Source organism: Collinsella sp. AF37-9, from assembly GCF_003475115.1.
GTDB lineage: Bacteria > Actinomycetota > Coriobacteriia > Coriobacteriales > Coriobacteriaceae > Collinsella.
In genome coordinates this window covers 1-18,727 of the sequence record NZ_QROQ01000002.1, presented here as the reverse complement: position 1 = coordinate 18,727, position 18,727 = coordinate 1, and the positions used below count along the sequence as shown (strand labels likewise).

At 59.5% G+C, this 18,727-nt stretch carries 17 protein-coding genes; 9 read left to right on the top strand and 8 right to left on the bottom strand.

Annotated elements, in window-relative coordinates; all coding sequences use genetic code 11:
• The first annotated feature begins 45 nt into the window (after positions 1–45).
• The 4 genes from DW024_RS00875 (at position 46) to DW024_RS00860 (ending at position 3,436) form a co-directional block, all read left to right on the top strand.
• On the top strand, positions 46–486 hold the full coding sequence (locus DW024_RS00875; RefSeq protein ID WP_055251062.1) for a MerR family transcriptional regulator: 441 nt from the start codon (positions 46–48) through the stop codon (positions 484–486).
• 782 nt (positions 487–1,268) lie between these two features.
• Positions 1,269–1,898 (top strand): class I SAM-dependent methyltransferase, encoded by a 630-nt coding sequence (locus tag DW024_RS00870; protein WP_117563603.1) that lies wholly within the window; start codon positions 1,269–1,271, stop codon positions 1,896–1,898.
• Positions 1,885–2,490 carry a class I SAM-dependent methyltransferase gene (locus DW024_RS00865; protein WP_055251058.1) on the top strand — a complete coding sequence of 202 codons (606 nt, stop codon included), beginning with the start codon at positions 1,885–1,887 and terminating at the stop codon, positions 2,488–2,490. Before DW024_RS00870 ends, DW024_RS00865 begins: the two co-directional genes overlap by 14 nt.
• Before the next feature lie 115 nt (positions 2,491–2,605).
• Positions 2,606–3,436 (top strand): class I SAM-dependent methyltransferase, encoded by an 831-nt coding sequence (locus DW024_RS00860; protein WP_055251056.1) that lies wholly within the window; start codon positions 2,606–2,608, stop codon positions 3,434–3,436.
• Between the two features lie 154 nt (positions 3,437–3,590).
• On the opposite strand, the gene guaA is transcribed toward DW024_RS00860, so the two are convergent.
• Positions 3,591–5,189, bottom strand: a complete 1,599-nt coding sequence (guaA, locus tag DW024_RS00855; RefSeq protein ID WP_118376728.1) for a glutamine-hydrolyzing GMP synthase — start codon at positions 5,187–5,189, stop codon at positions 3,591–3,593.
• Positions 5,190–5,455: 266 nt separating this feature from the next.
• On the opposite strand from guaA, the gene DW024_RS00850 reads away from it, so the two are divergent.
• A complete protein-coding gene (locus tag DW024_RS00850; protein WP_089572789.1) occupies positions 5,456–6,469 on the top strand; it encodes an asparaginase in 1,014 nt (337 codons plus the stop codon).
• Positions 6,470–6,491: 22 nt separating this feature from the next.
• On the opposite strand, the gene DW024_RS00845 is transcribed toward DW024_RS00850, so the two are convergent.
• On the bottom strand, positions 6,492–6,752 hold the full coding sequence (locus DW024_RS00845; RefSeq protein WP_118376727.1) for a helix-turn-helix domain-containing protein: 261 nt from the start codon (positions 6,750–6,752) through the stop codon (positions 6,492–6,494).
• Between the two features lie 34 nt (positions 6,753–6,786).
• Here DW024_RS00845 and DW024_RS00840 point away from each other — a divergent pair, with 34 nt between their 5' ends.
• A complete protein-coding gene (locus DW024_RS00840) occupies positions 6,787–7,176 on the top strand; it encodes a hypothetical protein (RefSeq protein WP_118376726.1) in 390 nt (129 codons plus the stop codon).
• A 9-nt stretch (positions 7,177–7,185) separates the two neighbouring features.
• On the opposite strand, the gene DW024_RS00835 is transcribed toward DW024_RS00840, so the two are convergent.
• The 6 genes from DW024_RS00835 to DW024_RS00810 all read right to left on the bottom strand — a co-directional run bounded on the left by DW024_RS00835 (position 7,186) and on the right by DW024_RS00810 (position 13,799).
• The gene (locus DW024_RS00835) at positions 7,186–7,569 is read right to left on the bottom strand and encodes a DUF1648 domain-containing protein (protein WP_089572786.1); all 384 of its coding nucleotides are present in this window, start codon (positions 7,567–7,569) and stop codon (positions 7,186–7,188) included.
• Between the two features lie 11 nt (positions 7,570–7,580).
• The gene (ychF, locus tag DW024_RS00830) at positions 7,581–8,657 is read right to left on the bottom strand and encodes a redox-regulated ATPase YchF (RefSeq protein WP_035136922.1); all 1,077 of its coding nucleotides are present in this window, start codon (positions 8,655–8,657) and stop codon (positions 7,581–7,583) included.
• Positions 8,658–8,771: 114 nt separating this feature from the next.
• Positions 8,772–10,025, bottom strand: a complete 1,254-nt coding sequence (locus tag DW024_RS00825) for a 4Fe-4S binding protein (RefSeq protein ID WP_117563609.1) — start codon at positions 10,023–10,025, stop codon at positions 8,772–8,774.
• A gap of 151 nt (positions 10,026–10,176) precedes the next feature.
• On the bottom strand, positions 10,177–11,244 hold the full coding sequence (locus tag DW024_RS00820; protein WP_118376725.1) for a glycerol dehydrogenase: 1,068 nt from the start codon (positions 11,242–11,244) through the stop codon (positions 10,177–10,179).
• Positions 11,245–11,391: 147 nt separating this feature from the next.
• Complete coding sequence (locus tag DW024_RS00815; protein WP_118376724.1) at positions 11,392–12,492, bottom strand: glycerol dehydrogenase; 1,101 nt, start codon at positions 12,490–12,492, stop codon at positions 11,392–11,394.
• Between the two features lie 83 nt (positions 12,493–12,575).
• Complete coding sequence (locus DW024_RS00810) at positions 12,576–13,799, bottom strand: iron-containing alcohol dehydrogenase (RefSeq protein ID WP_089572776.1); 1,224 nt, start codon at positions 13,797–13,799, stop codon at positions 12,576–12,578.
• Between the two features lie 500 nt (positions 13,800–14,299).
• Between DW024_RS00810 and DW024_RS00805 the strand changes: the two genes are divergently transcribed.
• The 3 genes from DW024_RS00805 to DW024_RS10160 are packed head-to-tail and all read left to right on the top strand — an operon-like array spanning position 14,300 to position 18,642.
• Entirely contained in the window at positions 14,300–15,376 is a 1,077-nt protein-coding gene (locus tag DW024_RS00805; protein ID WP_089572774.1) for a hypothetical protein, read from the top strand.
• Complete coding sequence (locus DW024_RS00800; protein WP_118376723.1) at positions 15,376–16,419, top strand: hypothetical protein; 1,044 nt, start codon at positions 15,376–15,378, stop codon at positions 16,417–16,419. The genes DW024_RS00805 and DW024_RS00800 overlap by 1 nt, the downstream gene beginning before the upstream one ends.
• A gap of 45 nt (positions 16,420–16,464) precedes the next feature.
• Entirely contained in the window at positions 16,465–18,642 is a 2,178-nt protein-coding gene (locus DW024_RS10160) for a MurT ligase domain-containing protein (RefSeq protein ID WP_199576896.1), read from the top strand.
• Positions 18,643–18,727: the final 85 nt, after the last annotated feature.

Below are 18,727 nucleotides of genomic sequence, written 5' to 3'. Positions count from 1 at the left end.
TGACTTTAGGTCAAGGAATGAATTCGACATTGTTTCGGAGGAGCCATGTACACAATCGGACAGGTGGCGGAAATGTTCGGTTTGCCCGCTTCAACGCTGCGATATTACGACAAGCAGGGATTGTTCCCGGGGCTGGAGCGGGCATCCGGCATTCGCCGATTCAGCGATACGGAACTCGAAGCGCTTCGGGTCATCGAATGCCTAAAGAAGGCTGGAATGGAGATCAAGGACATCCGGCTGTTCATGGAATGGTGCGCAGAGGGTCCCTCAACATACCCCAAACGCAAGGCCATGTTCGAGGAGCGCAAGGCCCACATGGAGTCGGAGATCGTGAACATGAACCGCGCGCTCGACATGCTGAAGTTCAAATGCTGGTACTACGAGCAGGCAATCCAAGATGGCAACGAGGATAGAGTGAAGGCGCTGATTCCCGATAATTTGCCAGAAGAAATCAAAGATACCTACGATAACGCCCACACTCAATAATGCCGCCCGATGCTCAAGGGGCTTTGGCAAGGAGTCGTTTTAGGCAGATATGCAAAAAGATAGCCTCCGAACCAGAGGGTCCGGAGGCTTTTATTCCCGTTATTTCGCTGGTGGCTTTACTCTATGGCGGCGCCGAAACAGCATCAGGCGGTACTCGACGGTATCAAAACGCGAGTTCAAAAGCCAGTTCCCGCTATTCCCGCTCAGTGACTAATCCAGGCCGAGTGTTGTCGATGCGTGTCGCGTCGTACCGCCTAAGGGCCAATTCGTGCGCAATTTGGGCGAATCAGGCCCTTAATTCGCGATTTTGTGAATGACTCAATTGATTCGCAAAACCGCAGGTCGCCTTTTTAATCACTCCCTAGCTTCCGCCGGGGTTCGTAGCGGGTGGCGTGAAAAGGGGTGATTCAAAGGGTCGGAGAGATGTCTATAGCGCAATCTTCTGGTATTGGCGCAGTGAGGGACTTCTCACCTCCATCAGTCCAAATCGTCAAGCTCCGAAAGACGTCGAGCTAGAGAAAAGGACCTATTTCCCGTCATGGATTGGGTTTACCTGCATGACTAGAGCCCTGGTGTAATTGGCTAGATCACCGTTCCGGGAACCGGTATCGACCTACCTGTCCGCCAAGCTCCTTCTTCAGCTCCAGCTTAGTATCTGACTCACACCGTTATAAGCAAAACCGAAGAGATGCGTCTTGGCCAAGAAATAAGGTTAGCCTTATCTTACTGCATGATTCGTGTGTTATAGTTAGATTGCTCTAACTGTTTGGGGGGCGATAGCCATGCACGAACGCAAGGGCTTCTGGGACAAGAATGCCGGTCGGTACGACCGTTTCATGCGAAAGGACCGGGCGGCGTATGAGAAGATGTATGAGCTGATCAGGCCGGTGGTGAAAGCAAAAACCGTACTGGAGGTTGCCACCGGCACGGGGCTTATCGCAAAGAGCATCGTGGATGCGGCGGTGCACATCGAGGCTACGGACGCTTCTGCACAGATGATCCTTGAAGCAAAGCGGGACAATCAATCCGCAAAGCTGCACTTTTCCGTACAAGATATGTTCCGCCTGCCCTATGCACAGAAGTCCTTCGAAGTGGTGATCGCGTCCAACGCGCTTCACATAGTGCCGCATCCGGAAAAGGCACTGCAAGAAATCAGGCGGGTACTGAAGGACGACGGCGTGCTCATCGCGCCAACCTTCACCCACGCGGGGAACTCGGTTTCCGGCAAGGCAAAAGCCTTTTTCATGAGTATGGCGGGATTCCCCCTCCACAGCAGGTGGACAAGCGAGGAATACCTGCGTTTCCTGCGTCAAAACGGCTGGGCGGTGCAGAAAAGCGCGGTGCTGAAGGCCTCGTTCCCATTGACCTATGCGGAATGCACGAAATCGGAGGGGCCAGATGTCGTTCTTTGAAAACACCCGCAAGCCCGTGGGCCTCGGCGGAAAACTTATGGTTGCCATGATGAATCTGGGCCACAGCCCTGTGGCGCGGTGGGGACTTCGATTTCTACGACTTGCGCCAAATGCCAAGGTGCTGGATTGCGGCTGCGGCGGCGGGGCGAACATAAAACGGCTGCTGAAAAAATGCCCGCATGGCGTCGTCAAGGGCGTCGACTATTCGCCCGTCAGCGTGGAGAAGACTAGAAAGCTCAACCGAATTGCAATTCAGGAGGGGCGTTGCGCCGTTCTGCAAGGCAGTGTGGCGGATATGGTGTTTGAGGATAGCTACTTCGATGCCGCCACGGCCTTTGAGACCGTCTATTTTTGGCCTGATTTGCCCCGATGCTTCCGTGAGGTCTGGCGGACGCTGAAGCCAGGCGGGACAATTCTTATCTGCAACGAGAGCAATGGCGATACGGACAAGGACGAGAGGTGGACGCAGATCATCGGCGGCATGACCATCTACAAGGACATTGAATTAAAGGCATGTCTGGAGCAGGCGGGTTTTCACGAGGTGCAGATACACAAAAAGAAAAAGTGGCTCTGCGTCACGGCGCGGAAGTAGGGGTATCAAGCACGGGCATTTTTGCATCCATCCTGCACATGGCGATAGGCATGACGGTCATAGCGGCTATGCTGGCGGCAATTATGACAGTTTTTATTCACTGAGGAAGAAACCTATGAAATGTAAAATTGAGAAAAACACCGTGCAGGAGACGCTGATCCTCCCGCTGTATTCCCGGAAGCTGTGTACGGAGTTGTACCCGAACCTTTACAGGGATGAAACAGCGGTTCGTCTGCTCGACCAGATCGACTACGACTTTTCAGAGGCAGAGAAAAACTCCCGCAGCCTGATACAGCGCTTTGGTGCGCTGGAGGTGGCCACACGGCAGAGTGATCTTGCTTTCGAGGTGCGGGATTACCTGAAAGGCCACCCCAATGCGGCGGTGGTCAATCTGGGCTGCGGGCTGGACAACACCGGCAGAACCTGCGACAACGGTAGATGCAAGATCTACAATCTGGACTTCCCGGATGTGATTGCCTTGCGGCAGCAGCTACTGCCCGCCGGGGATCGAGAACAAAATATCCCCTGCGACCTGAAAGACACCGCATGGTTTAGCAAAATCGATGCCTCCCGCGGGGCGGTGTTCTTTGCCTCCGGGGTGTTCTATTACTTTCTGACCCAGCAGGTCCGGGAACTGGTGCGGGGGATGGCGGACGCTTTCCCCGGCAGTGTGCTGGTCTTTGATGCTGCCAATCGGACGGCGGTAAAGATGATCGCAAAAACATGGCTTAAGACTGCAAAAATCAAGGATGTGGGGGCATATTTTGCGGTTTCGGATGCCGCCAAGGAAATCGGCACGTGGGACAGCCGTCTGCAGGTCACAAGTCGCGGCTATATGCTGGGCTACAACGATTTGAGAGACTCTTCTGTCAGCTGCTTTTTCCGGTTTCTCGCAAGGGTCGGTGACAACGGGATGAAAATGCAAATCGTGAAAATAAGATTTTGAGAGGCGAAAACGAAGCGCATTCACTTTGACGTCGAAGAAGACGGCTTTTACGGCGCATATTGGGCGTGCAAGGACACGCATACAGCAGCGGGCACGGATTCAATTGAAACCGTGCCCGCTATCTGATACTATATTATTTTATCGAACGTATGTTCTATTCCCACTCAATCGTCGCGGGCGGCTTGGACGTGATGTCGTAGCACACGCGGTTGGCGCCGGGAACCTCGGCCACGATGCGGCCGGAGATGCGGGCCAGGACGTCGTAGGGCAGCTTGGCCCAGTCGGCGGTCATGGCATCGCTGGACTCGACGGCACGCAGGATAATTGGGCGCTGGTAGGTGCGCTCGTCGCCCATAACGCCGACGGACTTAATGTCGGGCAGGACGGCGAAATACTGCCAGCAGCTATGCTCGGAGTTGCGCTCGCCGGTCTGCTCAAACAGACGCTGGTTATAGGCGTCGAGCTCCTCGCGCACGATGGCGTCGGCATTCTTGAGGATCTCGAGCTTCTCCTTGTCGACCGCACCGATGATGCGGATGGCCAGACCCGGGCCCGGGAAAGGCTGGCGGAACACGATATGACCCGGCAGACCGAGCGCCAGACCAAGCGCGCGGACCTCGTCCTTAAAGAAGTGGTCGAGCGGCTCAATAAGGTCGAAGCGCACGCCCTCGGGGAACGGGATCAGATTGTGATGGCTCTTGATGGTAGCCGTCTTGCCGCCCGTCTTGCGAGCGCCGGACTCAATGATGTCGGGGTAGATGGTGCCCTGAGCCAAGTACTTGACCGGCTTGCCATCGGTCTCGAGCTGCTGCGCCACGGCGAAGAACTCTTTCCAGAACTGCGTACCGATGATGCGGCGCTTCTCCTCGGGCTCGGTCACGCCGGCCAGAAGCTCGGCATAACGGTCCTCGGCGTGGACGTGGATAAAGTCGACGTCAAACTGCTTGGTGAAGACCTCCTCCACCTGCTCGGGCTCGCCCTTGCGCAGCAGGCCGTGGTTGATGAACACGCAGGTCATCTGCTTGCCCACGGCGCGAGCGCCCAGCGCAGCCACGACGGAGGAGTCGACGCCGCCGGACAGGGCCAGAATCACGCGGTCGTCGCCGACCTTCTCGCGGAACTCGGCTGTCATGGTCTCGACCAGGTTATCCATGCTCCAGTTGGGCTCCAGGCCGCAGATCTCAAACAGAAAGTTGCTCAGCAGCTGCTGACCGTACTCGGAGTGCTTGACCTCGGGGTGGAACTGCGTGGTGAAGATCTTGCGCTCGACGCACTCCATGGCGGCAACCGGGCACACGTCGGTGCTGGCGGTAACGGTAAAGCCCTCGGGCACCTCGGACACGGCGTCGCGGTGGCTCATCCACACGGTCTGCTCCATAGGCGTGGAGTTAAAGAGCTTGGCGCCGGCCGTACGCGTGATGGTGGCGCGGCCGTATTCGCCCACCTCGGAGTGACCGACCTTGCCGCCGAGCGTCACGGCCGTGATCTGATGGCCGTAGCAAAAGCCCAGAACGGGAAGGCCCAGGTCAAAGATGGCGGGATCGATGGACGGAGCGTCCTCGGCATACACAGAAGCCGGGCCGCCAGAGAGGATGAGCGCAGAGGCGTTCATTTCGCGAATCTCATCGGCCGAGATGTCGCAGGGAACGATCTCGGAATACACGTTGAGGTCGCGGACGCGACGGGCAATGAGCTGACCGTACTGCGCACCAAAGTCGAGTACGAGGACCTTTGCGGAAGCCTTTTGATCCATGGTTTCCCCCTCTTGTTGGCGGGGAGCCTGTGCCCACCCGCGCGAATAAACGAAAACAGCTTACATAGTGTACACGTTATATGGGGTTTCTCGTCCCTCGCAGCCATCAGTGCACGGCAAACGCACGACCGGGGCCTATTTGACGGCAATTGAAGTGTTACCAAACGTTACAGATGATGTAATACGTTTGAACATTGGACGCCCTGTGCCACAATACTGCCGAACGACTCCGCCCTTGCGGCGACAAAACCGATAGGAATACCAGCATGAAGCGCATCCTTCTCATCGCCACGGGCGGCACCATCGCATCGACCGAGGACGGCAACGGCCTCTCCCCCGCCCTGACCGGTGAGGAGCTCGCCCAGAGCGTCCCCGAGATCTCGGGCCTCTGCGAGCTCGACGTCGTGCAGCCCATGAACATCGACAGCACCAATATGCGTCCGAGCGACTGGATGCGTATCCGCGACGTCATCGTCGAGGGTTATGCCGACCACGACGGCTTCGTGATTCTGCACGGCACCGACACCATGAGCTACACCGCGGCGGCGCTTTCCTATCTGATTCAGGACAGCCCCAAGCCCATCGTACTCACCGGCTCGCAAAAGCCCATGGGCAATCCCTTTACCGACGCCAAGCTCAACCTGTACCAGAGCCTGCTCTATGCGCTCGACGAGCATTCGCACGACGTCTCGATTGTCTTTGGCGGCGTAGCCATTGCCGGCACGCGCGCCCGCAAGCAGCGCACCATGAGCTTTAACGCGTTCATTAGCGTCAACTATCCGCCCATTGCCTATATCCGCAACGACCGCATCGTTCGCAACGGACTCCACGGCACTCACCAGGACGAGAACCCGGTTCGCTTCTACGACAGCATCGACCCGCGCGTATTTGTCCTTAAGCTGACACCCGGCGTGAACCCGGGTATCCTGGACGCTCTTGCCGATAGCTACGACGCTGTGATTCTGGAGACCTTTGGCATTGGCGGTATCCCCGAGTTTGGTGAGTCGGGCGAGTCGTTCCAAGAGGCAATTTTCCGCTGGGTCGATTCGGGTCGCACTGTCGTTATGACCACGCAGGTCCCCGAAGAGGGCCTTGACCTGGGTGTTTATGAGGTCGGCCGTGCCTACGCCGATCATCCGGGCATTTTGCGCGGCGACGACATGACCACCGAGACGCTCGTGGCCAAAACCATGTGGGCACTCGGCCAGTCACGTGATGCGGCCGAGATTCAGCGCCTGTTCTACAGCCAAGTCAACCACGACCGCATCCCGATGGCGTAATTCAGTTGTCGACGGGTATCCCCTATTCGATCCCCTCGAGAAGCTCTGACACCGTCATGCCGAGTGCGGGCGCGATCTTAAATAGAACCTTGAGCGTGAAATTTGCCGTCCCATCTTCGATTCGGTCGAGGTAGGGTCGGCTGATTCCTGTCGCCACACAAAAATCAACCTTGGAGATACCAAGGTCCCTGCGTGTCTCTTCGACCCGCCTGCCAAGAATCTGTTTCGCACGTTCGTCCATGCAGCCGAGTTTGAAATGGAGCTGAACAAAAACGTAAACCATAGTTTACGTTTTGCCGAATACACAGGAGTTTTCTATGTCGGGTTCTTCGGTCCGCATGTACCGAGCCACGCTTCGCACAAACAGCGCACCGCCCAAGCTCGTCGTCGTTGAAGCCGAATGCCTTTCGCCCGATGAGCGCACAGCATTTGCATTACTATCAAGTCGCGTCGCCGCCGTTCTGGTCCCTTGCCCGGCGCAAGGCGAACTTGCCATCCAATGCCAAGCGCACAGCTGCTCGCTCAATCAGGCTGCCGTAATCGCAACCAGCCAACGCGGCCTGCCGCTCCTTTTAGAAGCCGGTATCGCGCTCTGTCTTCGCGGCGCCGGATACGAAAACGAGGCCGCCGCCGACATGGTCTTTAAACCACGATCGAGCGGCGGCCTCGCAGCAGCCATCGAATATGCTTGCAGGCTCGTTGCCTAAAAGGACAAGCTAGAAACCAAAGCCAAAGCCCGTTCCGGTAATCGCCGAGTACATAAAGTAAACGTTGATTACGTTGAGGAACACACCCGTGATGCAACCGTTGCGCAGGTAGCGCTCGCACACGATGCGCGCCATGGCGGCGGAGTCGTCATTGTTTTTAGCCTGACGTCCCGCCGTAAAGTACGTCGCCACGCTCAGCAGCAAGTTGAGCACCGGAAGCGCCAACAGCTCGTAACTCTTGCCCCAGCGCGTCACCTCACCGGCGGCATTAAACTTTGTTGCCACCTCGGGACCAATGTTGGGGATAACACACGCTGCGACCACCAGCGGAATCACCGCAAGTACGAGCAGCGCAATACCCATATAGCCAGCTTTTTTGCCATATTTAAACATATGCGTCGTCCTTACACGTTAAAGCGGAAGTGCACGACGTCGCCATCGGCCATGACATAGTCCTTGCCCTCAATACGCAGCTTGCCAGCAGCCTTGGCGCCCTGCTCGCCACCAAGCTCGATGTAGTCGTCGTAACCAATGACCTCGGCCTTAATAAAGCCGCGCTCAAAGTCGGTGTGGATCACGCCGGCGGCCTGCGGGGCGGTCGCGCCCTGACGCACCGTCCAGGCCTTGACCTCCATCTCGCCAGCCGTAAAGAACGACTGCAGGCCGAGCAGCTTATAGGCGGCCTGCGCGAGCACGTCCAGACCGGGCTGCTCCAGGCCCAGGCTCTCCAGGTAGTCGGCGGCGTCCTCGGGATCGAGCTCGGAAAGCTCGGCCTCGATCTTGGCGCAAATCGGCAGCGGCTTGACGCCATCGATGGGCGCCAGATCGTCGTTGAGCATATCCTCGTCCACATTGGCCACATACAGGATGGGCTTCATGGTGAGCAGGAACAGGCCCTTGGCGGCGGCACGCTCCTCGTCGGTCATCTCCATGGATGCGGCGCGCTTGCCCTCGTTGAGCCAGGCAAGCAGACGCTTGGCGACCTCGAACTTGGGCATGAGCTCCTTGTCGCGCTTGGCCTCCTTCTCGAGCTTGGGCAGCTGCTTCTCGAGCGTGCCCATATCGGCCAGAATGAGCTCGGTCATGATGGTGTCGGCGTCACCGGCAGGGTCGACGAACTCGCCGGTGCGGCCCACCTCGCGCATAACGTTGGGGTCCTTAAAGTAGCGAACGACCTCGCAGATGGCGTCGGTCTCGCGGATGTTTGCCAAGAACTGGTTGCCCAGACCCTCGCCCTCGTTAGCGCCCTTCACCAGACCTGCGATGTCGACGAACTCGACCGTAGCCGGCACAATGCGACCCGGGTTGACAATGTCGGCGAGCTTTTGCAGGCGGCTATCGGGCACATCGACGATACCCACGTTGGGGTCGATCGTGGCAAACGGGTAGTTGGCGGCAAGGCCGGTCTTTTTGGTAAGCGCGGTGAACAGCGTCGACTTGCCCACGTTGGGCAGGCCCACGATACCGATGGAAAGGGACACGACAGCTCCTTTTGGTACAGGTACTTCAAACTGCATAAGTATAGCGCCGCCGCAGCATCTGGGCGAACCCGGACGCCACGGCGGCACGAATGAAGCAGAGATAGGGGTCGCTGACTAGTCCGCGAGCTTCTCCACCTGATCGAGCATCTTGTCGAGCTTGGCCTTCGCCTCAGCCTTGACCTTCTGGGCTTCTTCGTGGGCCCTAGCCTTCTGGGCGGCCTTTTCCTCGGCCTCGGGATCGACGACGACTAGGTTGGATGCATCATGTTCAACCAACTTAAGCGCATGCTCGGGGCACACCTTGACGCAGGCTCCGCAGCCTAGGCAATACGTGGACTCCAGTGCAAAGCGGCCGCTTCCCACCAAATCGCAGGCAAACGTGGGGCACACGTTGACGCACTCGCCACACGACGTGCACTTGTCAAAATCGCATTCCGGCGTGCTCACCTGCATGTTCTGGGCAAGCTCGGGGTGGTTTTGCAACGTCGAGAGTACCAGCTGGCGCCCATGGGTGAGCGAACGGCGACGCTTGGTCGTCGTGGTGCCGCACATGGTGTTGAGCGTGCGCTCCAGCTGGGTGATCTGATGGCGATGGGCTTTGAGCTTCTGCGTCACCGAAGCCAGTGCCGCCGTCGCCGGATTGAGTTTGGTCACGGTCAGGCCCGTGGTACGGGCGATCTTTTCCATGTATTCCTTGCGCTCGTACTCGCGGCGCTTATGGCATTTGAGGCTCTTGGGGTCGACCTCCAGGCCCATACCCGTACCAGCCCATTCCTCGGCCTTCGCAATCGCCTCGCCCAGCATGTCCTCGCCACCGGTGTTGCGGCATTTATCGCACACGCCCAGCGGCAGATACACACTCACGTTGGGATAGTCGGCCAGCACCGAGAACCAGGTCTCGGCTGTAATATCGCCCACGCAGGCAACGACGACCTCGTTCTCGCGCGGCATGCGCTTAAGGGCGCGCGTGCAGGTAACGTAGGCGGTCTCGTGACTTGTAGCCGCCGAGACAATGTCGTCATACAGGTTTTTGGGCGCCAGGCGCGGCGAGATGATCGCCTCAGTCGGACAGGCAGCGGCGCACAGGCCACACTTGCGACAGGAATCGAGGATCTCGATGGCATCTTCCTCGACCTCGATGGCGTTGACCGGGCACACGTCCATGCACGCGGTGCAGCCACTCTTTTCGTTTTTGCAGGTCAAGCACGGAATGGTGTTGCCGCGCGGACGCTCCTTGTAGTCAGCAGGATTCCACTGCGGCGCCGACGGATCGAGCGCATCGGTCACACCGCCAAGCGGGTTTTTAAGAAAGTCGAAACCCTTGCTGATCTCGATAATGTCATCAAACAGATCGTGTTCCTGCGCCATGCGCGGCCCCTCCCTGAGCAGTGCAAACAAGCAAGAGATAATGATACGCTATCGGCCCACGCCTCGGGCAAATTACACGCGGAGCATCTTTGCGGCAAATAGCCCATGGCCTATCGCCGCCTCGATTGCACAAGGCCAATCAAGCGCCAAACTATGCCTCGCACATGAGCTGCACGAGCTTTTGCCTGGTCACCTTTGTCTGTTCGTTGGCCATGTTGCGCTCGTTCTTAAAAGTTGCGTCAGCAACGCTCAGCAAATCGGCATCGGTAATCTCATCAAGCCCCAGCTCCTCAAGCGTCGTCGGCAGACCGACGCGCTGGCAAAACTCGAGCACCTGATCAAGCTCGGGTGCACGCTCCAGGCGCAGCTGCACCACCAGACCAAATGCCACGGCCTCACCATGCATGGCCTTGCACTCGGGCAGAATCGTCAGCCCGTTGGCGATGGCATGCGCCAACGCCAAGCCGCCACTCTCAAAGCCGACACCCGAGAGCAAAATATTGCACTCGATCAGGCGTTCAACCGCTGGCGACGTACGCCCCTTTTTGAGATCGCGCTTGGCAGCGACACCGCACTCCATAAGTGTGTCGTAGCAGGCACGAGCCGCAACCAGAGCCAAGTGCCCCGGCGCGCCACCGTGCTCGTTGGCGCCGTGCGCCGCGGCGCACGAACGCGCCTCGAAGTACGTTGCCAGCGCATCGCCCATACCAGCGATCGTCATACGCAGTGGGGCCGCTGCGACCACGTTGGTATCGACCACGACCAGATCTGGATTCTTCTCGAGCATCAGGTAGCGGTCGAACGACCCATCCTCGTGATACAGCACCGAAATCGCGCTGCACGGACCATCCATTGAGGCCGCCGTGGGACATACGCACAACGGCAACTCGGCATAAAACGCTACTGCCTTGGCGATATCGAGCATCTTGCCACCGCCAATACCCACCACCATGTCGCAATACTCAGCCTGGGCTTCCTTAGCCATTTCGGCAACAGCCTCTTCCGTACACGGACCGTTGTAAATTTTAAAGAACGGCTCGCTTAGATCGTCGTCCAGAAATCCATCGACAATCTGCCTGCACAGCCGATCCTCGGTGCCCTGGTCAAACAAGACATAGGCAGCGCAGCCCAACCATGACAAATACCTGCCCTGACGCGAAAGTTCGCCCGGCCCCTGAACATACCGACCGGGACCGCCGTAAACCATAGGAAGCGCCATACGAGAATCCGCCCTTCATCAAACAACGATTGGTGCAAAGTAACCTGACCCCTTTGCACCAACTTGGTGCGATGGGGTCAGGTTGGTTTGCACCATAGCAAAAAGGGGCTAAGCCGTCTGCTGGCTTTGCCCCTTCCTTAGCTTGATTTACTCATCCATAAGGTAGTAGTGACCCAGCGCGTCGGCACCCAGGATGGCGTTTGCGACCATCTCGGGCGTCACCTCAAACGGCATGTTGCACATGGTGTCATCGGGCGCGCAGGCGGCCTCGGCAACAATCATGGCCTGCTCGCGCGTAAGCTCGGCAACGCCAAGTTCCTTCATCGTGACCGGCAGGCCCAGCTCAATGCAGAAGCCCAAGACTTCCTCGAGTTTCTCAGTCGGAGCATCCTCGAGTACCAGCTGAACGATGGTGCCAAAGGCGACCTTCTCGCCGTGATACATGCCGTGGCACTCGGGCAGCATCGTCAGGCCATTGTGGATGGCATGAGCAGCAGCAAGGCCCGAGCTCTCAAAGCCAATGCCCGAAAGCAGCGTATTGGCCTCGATGATATGCTCGACGGCAGGCGTGAGCGCACCCTTCTCCAGCGCGACCTTGGCCTTGACGCCATCGGCCATAAGCGTCTCGTAGCAGAGCTTGGCAAGCGCCAGACCGGCCATGCCGCCTTTGCCACCAGCGCAGGTGCCACCGTCGGCATCGTGCGTCGCCTGGGCCTCAAAGTAGGTTGCGAGCGCATCGCCCATACCTGCCACCGTCAGGCGTACCGGGCTCGCCGCGATAACCGTCGTATCCATAAGAACGATATTGGGGTTCGCCTTAAGGAACAGGTACTTATCGAACTGGCCGTCATCGGTATAGAGCACGGAGAGCGCCGAGCACGGGGCATCGGTCGAAGCGATGGTGGGGCAAATGATGACCGGGGACTCCAGGTAGTAGGCGACGGCCTTGGCGGTGTCGAGGATCTTGCCGCCACCGACGCCGACGATGATGTCGCAGCCGTTGTCGCGCGCGAGCGCAACCAGGCGATCGACCTCGCTCTTGGAGCACTCGCCGTTAAAGTCCTCAAACAGCAACTCGGCCTTAGCCTCGGCAAAACCACCCTCGATCTTGGCACCGACGCGCTTCTTGCCCGAAGGCGTCACGATGACGAGGGCCTTAGCGCCGAGCGGCTCGACATAGGAGCCGAGCTTGACGAGCTCGTCCGGACCCTGGATGTACTTGCTGGGGCTATTGAAAATTGCAGCCATAACTATCCCATTCTCTAAAAGAAAAAAGAAAGGGGCTCCGTACGGATACGTGCGGAGCCCCTCGTTACGATAACAAGAGTCGATTAGAAATCGATGTCGGTGTCGTAGTAGCAGGCCTTGAGGATCTTCTCGAAGTCGGCAGCCTTGGTCTCACGCGGGTTCTCGGGCGTGCAGGCGTCGGTCTCGGCGTTCGCAGCGATCTCGGGCAGCTTGGCGAGGAACTCCTCCTCGGAAACCATCTGCGGGTTCTCGGCGTCGACCTTCACGCCACCATTCGCGTAATCCTTGATGGACTGCGGAATGTTGAGCTGGTCATTGAGGTCGCGAATCTTCTGGACGAGCGCAGCGATGAGCTCCTCGTTGGTCTCGCCGGGAAGGTGCAGGATCTCCTTGGCCACGTAAGCGTAACGCTCAGCAGCACGCGGGTCCTTGGAGTTCCACTGGATAACCTTGCCCAGGTACATGGCGTTAGCGGCACCGTGGATGATGTGGCCGTTCTCGAAGGCAGCACCGGTCTTGTGAGCCATGGAGTGAACGATGCCGAGCAGGCCCGAGGAGAAGGCGATACCGGCGATGCACTGAGCCTCGTGCATGTGCTGACGGGCCTCATGGTCGCCAGCATAGGACTTGGGCAGCCACTCGACGATCTCGCGGATGCCGTGCAGGGCGTTGGCGTCGGTGAACATAGAGGCGCAGGTGGAAACGTAGGCCTCCATGCAGTGGGTCAGAGCATCCATGCCGGTGTGAGCGCACAGCTTGGCGGGCATGGTGTAGGTGAGCTCGGGGTCGACGATGGCGACATCAGGGGTGATGTTGAAGTCGGCCAGCGGGTACTTGATGCCCTTGGCGTAGTCGGTAATGACGGAGAACGCGGTGACCTCGGTAGCGGTGCCGGAGGTAGAGGAGATGGCGCAGAAATGAGCCTTCTGACGCAGCTCCGGGAAGCTGAACGGCTGGATGATGTTATCGAAGGACTCCTCGGGATACTCGTAGAAGACCCACATGGCCTTAGCGGCATCGATGGGCGAGCCGCCACCGATGGCGATAATCCAGTCGGGCTCGAACTCGCGCATGGCCTCGGCGCCCTTCATGACCGTCTCGATGGACGGGTCGGACTCGACGCCCTCGAACAGCTTGACCTCGAAACCGCCTTCCTTAAGGTCGTTCTCGACGTCCTGCAGGAACCCGCCGCGGCGCATAGAGCTGCCGCCAGAAACGATGATGGCCTTCTTGCCCTTGAGGTTCTTCACCTCGTGGCGAGCGCCCTCACCAAAGTACAGATCGCGAGGATTGGTAAAACGTCCCATACTGTGCCTCCTAAACAAGCCCCTCTTAGACTTGCGTATATAACGGAGCACCCAATTGGCTCCGTTAGGACCGGTTTGCGCGTTGCCGGCGATGACAATGCGCGATGTCTAAACGTCTCAACGCTCAGACAAACACTATTTTACCGTTCTGGTTGGTCAGTTATTCACCTAAAGCCGCCAATGATGAAACGTTTTTTCTATCCCTGAAGACCCTTGTGCGGCATTCATACTCCCAAGCTGGGCAAACGTTTTATCAAGGTTGACTACATATCCTGGGCAGGACTGTGCCCCTCCAAAATATGCACCGTTCGCCGCCAAAAATCGACCGTTTGCGGCACCGTGATACCACTCGGTCGTCCAAGGTGCCGACATTTGTGCGACATCCGTCTTCGTGGTGCAAAGGTGCAAGTCCAAGTGCGACACCCCCGGTGTGCCACATGCGGGTAAACTAGAACCTTATATAGAGACATTTGAACCCTAACCGCAGCAAAGGAGGCCCCATGGCATTCGATCCCATTCAAGAGGATTGCCATCGCCTCGTTCTTGAGGCCTTGCGCCGCGACAATATCCCGCTCACCGATGGCACCGCCGTAGAGCGTCTGATGGAACAATTCACCCGCAACCCCGCGCCGCTCATCGTGCATGATCGCGACCGCGCCGGACATCTGATTGCCAAGGTGGTCGAGGCTGTCGACTACCGCATTCCCTTTATCCCCGACGATGCCCAAGCCGAGCAGGAAGAGGCCGCTGCCGAGAACATGCTTCGCGAGGCCGCCGCGCTCGATCCGACCAACTGGGATGCCCAGCGCATGCTGACGGCCCTCACCGCCGACTCCAACGAGGAATACGTACAGTACCTGGTATCCAAGCGCGATGAAGTCGAGCATGACCTGGCGTTCAAGATCGCCTCGGCGCAGGACCCCTATGAGCGCGAGGCCGCGGGCGACCTTATGCGCCGCCCCTACCTGCGCTGGCTTGCCGCCCTTGCATCGCGCGCCCTCATTAGCGGACGCTATCGCATGTCGCTCGAAGCTGCAAACCGCAGCCTCGACTTTGCCCCCAACGATCCGGCCGGCGTCCGCCACACCGCGATGCTCGCCATGGCGAAGCTCGAATACCCTGCCGAGGAGCTCAAGCGCTTTCGCTCTGCCCACTCCGTCCCCTATCTCGCCAACACGCCGCTGCGTCGTCGTCCCAAGGACGCGGAGCGCGACTTGGACCCGTGGACGCTCATCGCACTGATGAGCGCAGCCTGGCGCGAGCTGGACTACGAGGGTGCCGAGCACTACTTGCGCATCCTTGCACGCTCGTGCCCGCACGCGGCCGAGGCACTCTACTTCCAAACCGAGTTTCCCGATGGCGTCTATGCCCGCGTCAACGTGGGTGTGGGCTCTACCGACGAGCTTGTCCTTGCGCTGTCCGAGGCGACGCCGGTACTGCAGGAGGGCTTGGGCGCCCCCGACAACGCCAGCTTCGCCGCCTGGGTCGCCACCAACGATATCGTGCGTTCCCAGATCGACGAACGAATCCTGCGGGCGGCCGAGCAGGGCTTGCCGTTTAAGGGAGGAGACCTCTAATGGATCCGAGCGTCTACATCCCCGCCTACCTGGAGCGCGCCTATGTTGCGTCGCACCCCGAACTCACCGATGCAGCACGCGAGCTTGTCCATAACGACGTGAGCGTCAACCCTCACAAGTATGCGCAGACCGAGCACGCCCAGGCGCTGCTGTCCTATGCCGGCGTTCACCGCCACCTGCTCGACGAGCTTCATCGCATCGAGGACATGGGAAGCGACGAGGAGTTTGAGCAGACGCGCAACCGCCTGTTCGATGACATGCGCGATGAGCTGCTCAAGATCGTCCGCATCGATGCGCATGTCCTCGATGCCCAGCTGCTCGCCATCATTTTGGCGGACACGCCCGTCGACGCCTGTCTAGGCGACTTGATGAAGCTCGAGGCGACCACGGCCGATTACTTGCAGCAAAGCGTGCCCGGGTTTGACATGGAGGCCCCGCACTACTGGGCCAACAGAGTGCTGGCAGACGGCGTGACAGCTGCCGACCTCACCGTAAGCGAGCCGGCTTTAATCGGGTGGCTCCACACGCTCGAGGCCATCTCGCAGCTGTGCATGGCGAGCGCTCGTTACCGTGCTGCCGCCAACTATGCCCGCCGTGTTCTTAAGGCGGAAGGCTATCCCACCCGAGCTGCAGGCACCGTGCTACTCGCCCTCGCTCGCCTGGAAGACGAGGACGGCTTTTTTGCCCTGGCCCACCAGCTCGAGGAACAGATGGGGGCCGATGTCCTCGAGGATTCCCCCTGGTACCTACTCGCCCGCACGATCCTGTTGTTCAAAACAAACAAGATACGCCCGGCGACACGCGCGCTGCGCGAGTTTGCCAACCGCTGCGAGGGCGGCGCGTTCTTTTTGCTGAATCCCATGTATCAGACGCCGTACCTTCCCTGCCGGCCCGAACCGCACGACCCCTGGGACCTTTCGCATCAGGCAGTTTGGGAGGCCGACGGCATCATCTCGGATACTCCCGACTTTGCCCCCTGGGCCAACGCCTGCGACGACGTATCGCAGCTTGCCCAGGAATTTGCGCGCCGTTACGGCTTTTAACGGCACAATCGCCACGACCATGTCATTTACGTTAGGAACGACTTCATGAACTTCCGCTCATCTCTCGCCTGCACCTCGAGCGATATCGCCCGCTGGGGGCTGCGCTCTGTCCTCAAACGCCAGGGCGGCGTACTTCCAGGCCGCATCGCCATGAAGATCAACCCCGAGCTGCTAAGCGACCTCGCGAGCCTGGTCGACCGCAGCGTGGTGATCACCGGCACCAACGGCAAGACCACCACCTCCAACCTCATCGCCGATGCCGTTGCCGCCAGCGGCGCCACCGTGGTATGCAACCGCGCCGGCAACAACATGGAGCCGGGCGTGGTGGGCGCGTTGCTCGAGGCGCGCGGCAACCTTAAGCGAACGGCCAGCAGCAAGCGCGTAGGCATCTTTGAGTGCGACGAGCTCTACACGGTGCGCGTCCTGCCCAAGCTCAAGCCGACCTACTTTGTGCTGCTCAACCTGTTCCGCGACCAGCTGGACCGCTACGGCGAGATCGACCACACCCAGGACGTCATCGCCCACGCGCTGGAGCTTTCGCCGGCAACGACGCTCATCTACAACGCCGACGATCCGCTGTGCGCCTCGATCGCCGCACGCGTCCCCAACACGAGCATCGCCTTTGGCATCGACGGTGCCACGGGCACCGAGTCCGATCGCATTAGCGACTCGCGTTTTTGCTCACAGTGCAACGCGCCGCTGGAGTACGACTATGTGCAGTACGGCCAGCTCGGCGCCTATCATTGTCCTTCGTGCGGTTGGGGTCGTCCCGCGCTGGTCCGTCGCGTGACAGGCGTTGAGCTCACCTGCAGTGGCTACGACTTTGACCTGAACTTTGGACCCGATACCGACGCACCTGCAACGCACATCGTCACGCGCTACAACGGCCTGTACATGGTCTACAACGTTGCCGCCGCCTTCTTTGCGGCGCGCGAGCTGGGCGTGGACGCGGCACATCTGCAGCCAACGCTCGATGCCTACGTCCCCGCCGGCGGACGCATGGGCCGCTGGGAGATCGCCGGCCGTACCGTCGAGGCAAACCTGGCCAAAAATCCCGTGGGCTTCGATCGCCAGATTCAGTCCATTAAAACGGCAGGCGGCAGGCTCTGCGCCTTCTTCCTGAACGACAACGACGCCGACGGTCACGATGTCTCGTGGATCTACGACGTCGATTTCGAGCGCATCGCCGATACCCCAGGGCTTGTCGCCTTTGCCGGTGGCACGCGCGCGCACGATATGCAGGTACGCCTCAAGTATGCCGGCATCGACGCCGCTATCATCTCGAATATCGAGCAGGCGATCGGCGCCGTAGCAGACGAGGAGGCTGGCGACACTTTCTATGCCGTCGCCAACTACACGGCCTTCCCGCCGCTGGTCAAGGAGCTCGACGGGCTTAAGAGCACCGATGCGAGCTCGGTTGCCTCCCACGCCGTAACGCGCGCCGATGGCGGCGCTGTCCCCACCGACATTGTGCCGGTCGAGCTCTCGCGTCCGCTGCGCATCGTCTACCTGTATCCCGATGCCCTCAACCTCTATGGCGACGGCGGCAACGTCATCGCCCTCGAGCGCCGCTGCGCCTGGCGCGGCATCCCCGTTCGCGTGGATGAGGTCCGCATGGGCGAGGTGCTCGATCTGCATGATGCCGATATCGTCATGATGGGCGGCGGATCCGATCGCGACCAGCTAGCCGTGGCACACGAGCTGCTCGCCCAAAAAGACAAGGTCGCAGCCTATGTTGAGGACGGCGGTTCGCTGCTCGCCATCTGCGGCAGCTATCAGCTGCTCGGCCGTTCGTACTATATGGGCGAAAATCGCATCGAGGGCCTGGGCGTCATTGCCGCCGAAACCGTACGCGGCTCCGACCGCCTGATCGGCAACGTAGCCGTCGAAACCAATCTGGCACCCGAGCCCTTTGTGGGATTCGAGAACCACGGCGGCCGCACCCTGCTCGATACAGCGGCCACGCCGCTCGGAACGTCCGTCGTCACGGGCACCGGCAACAACGGCGACGATGGCTTTGAGGGCCTCGTCTACAAGGGCGTGATCGGCACGTACCTGCACGGGCCGGCGCTGCCCAAAAACCCCGAACTCGCCGACTGGCTGATCGCGCACGCCCTCGAGCGCCGCGGCGATGCGCAGGCCACAGCCCTGCTGCCGCTCAAACCCCTCGACGACGCCTACGAGCACGCCGCCCACGACGCCGCCATGAAGCTCCTCCCCTAGCACCCCACCACCACAAAGGGGACAGGTACCTTTGTGGTGGGTTGATTTCCGATCTCAGCCGAACACACTGAGCAAATAGGCCGTT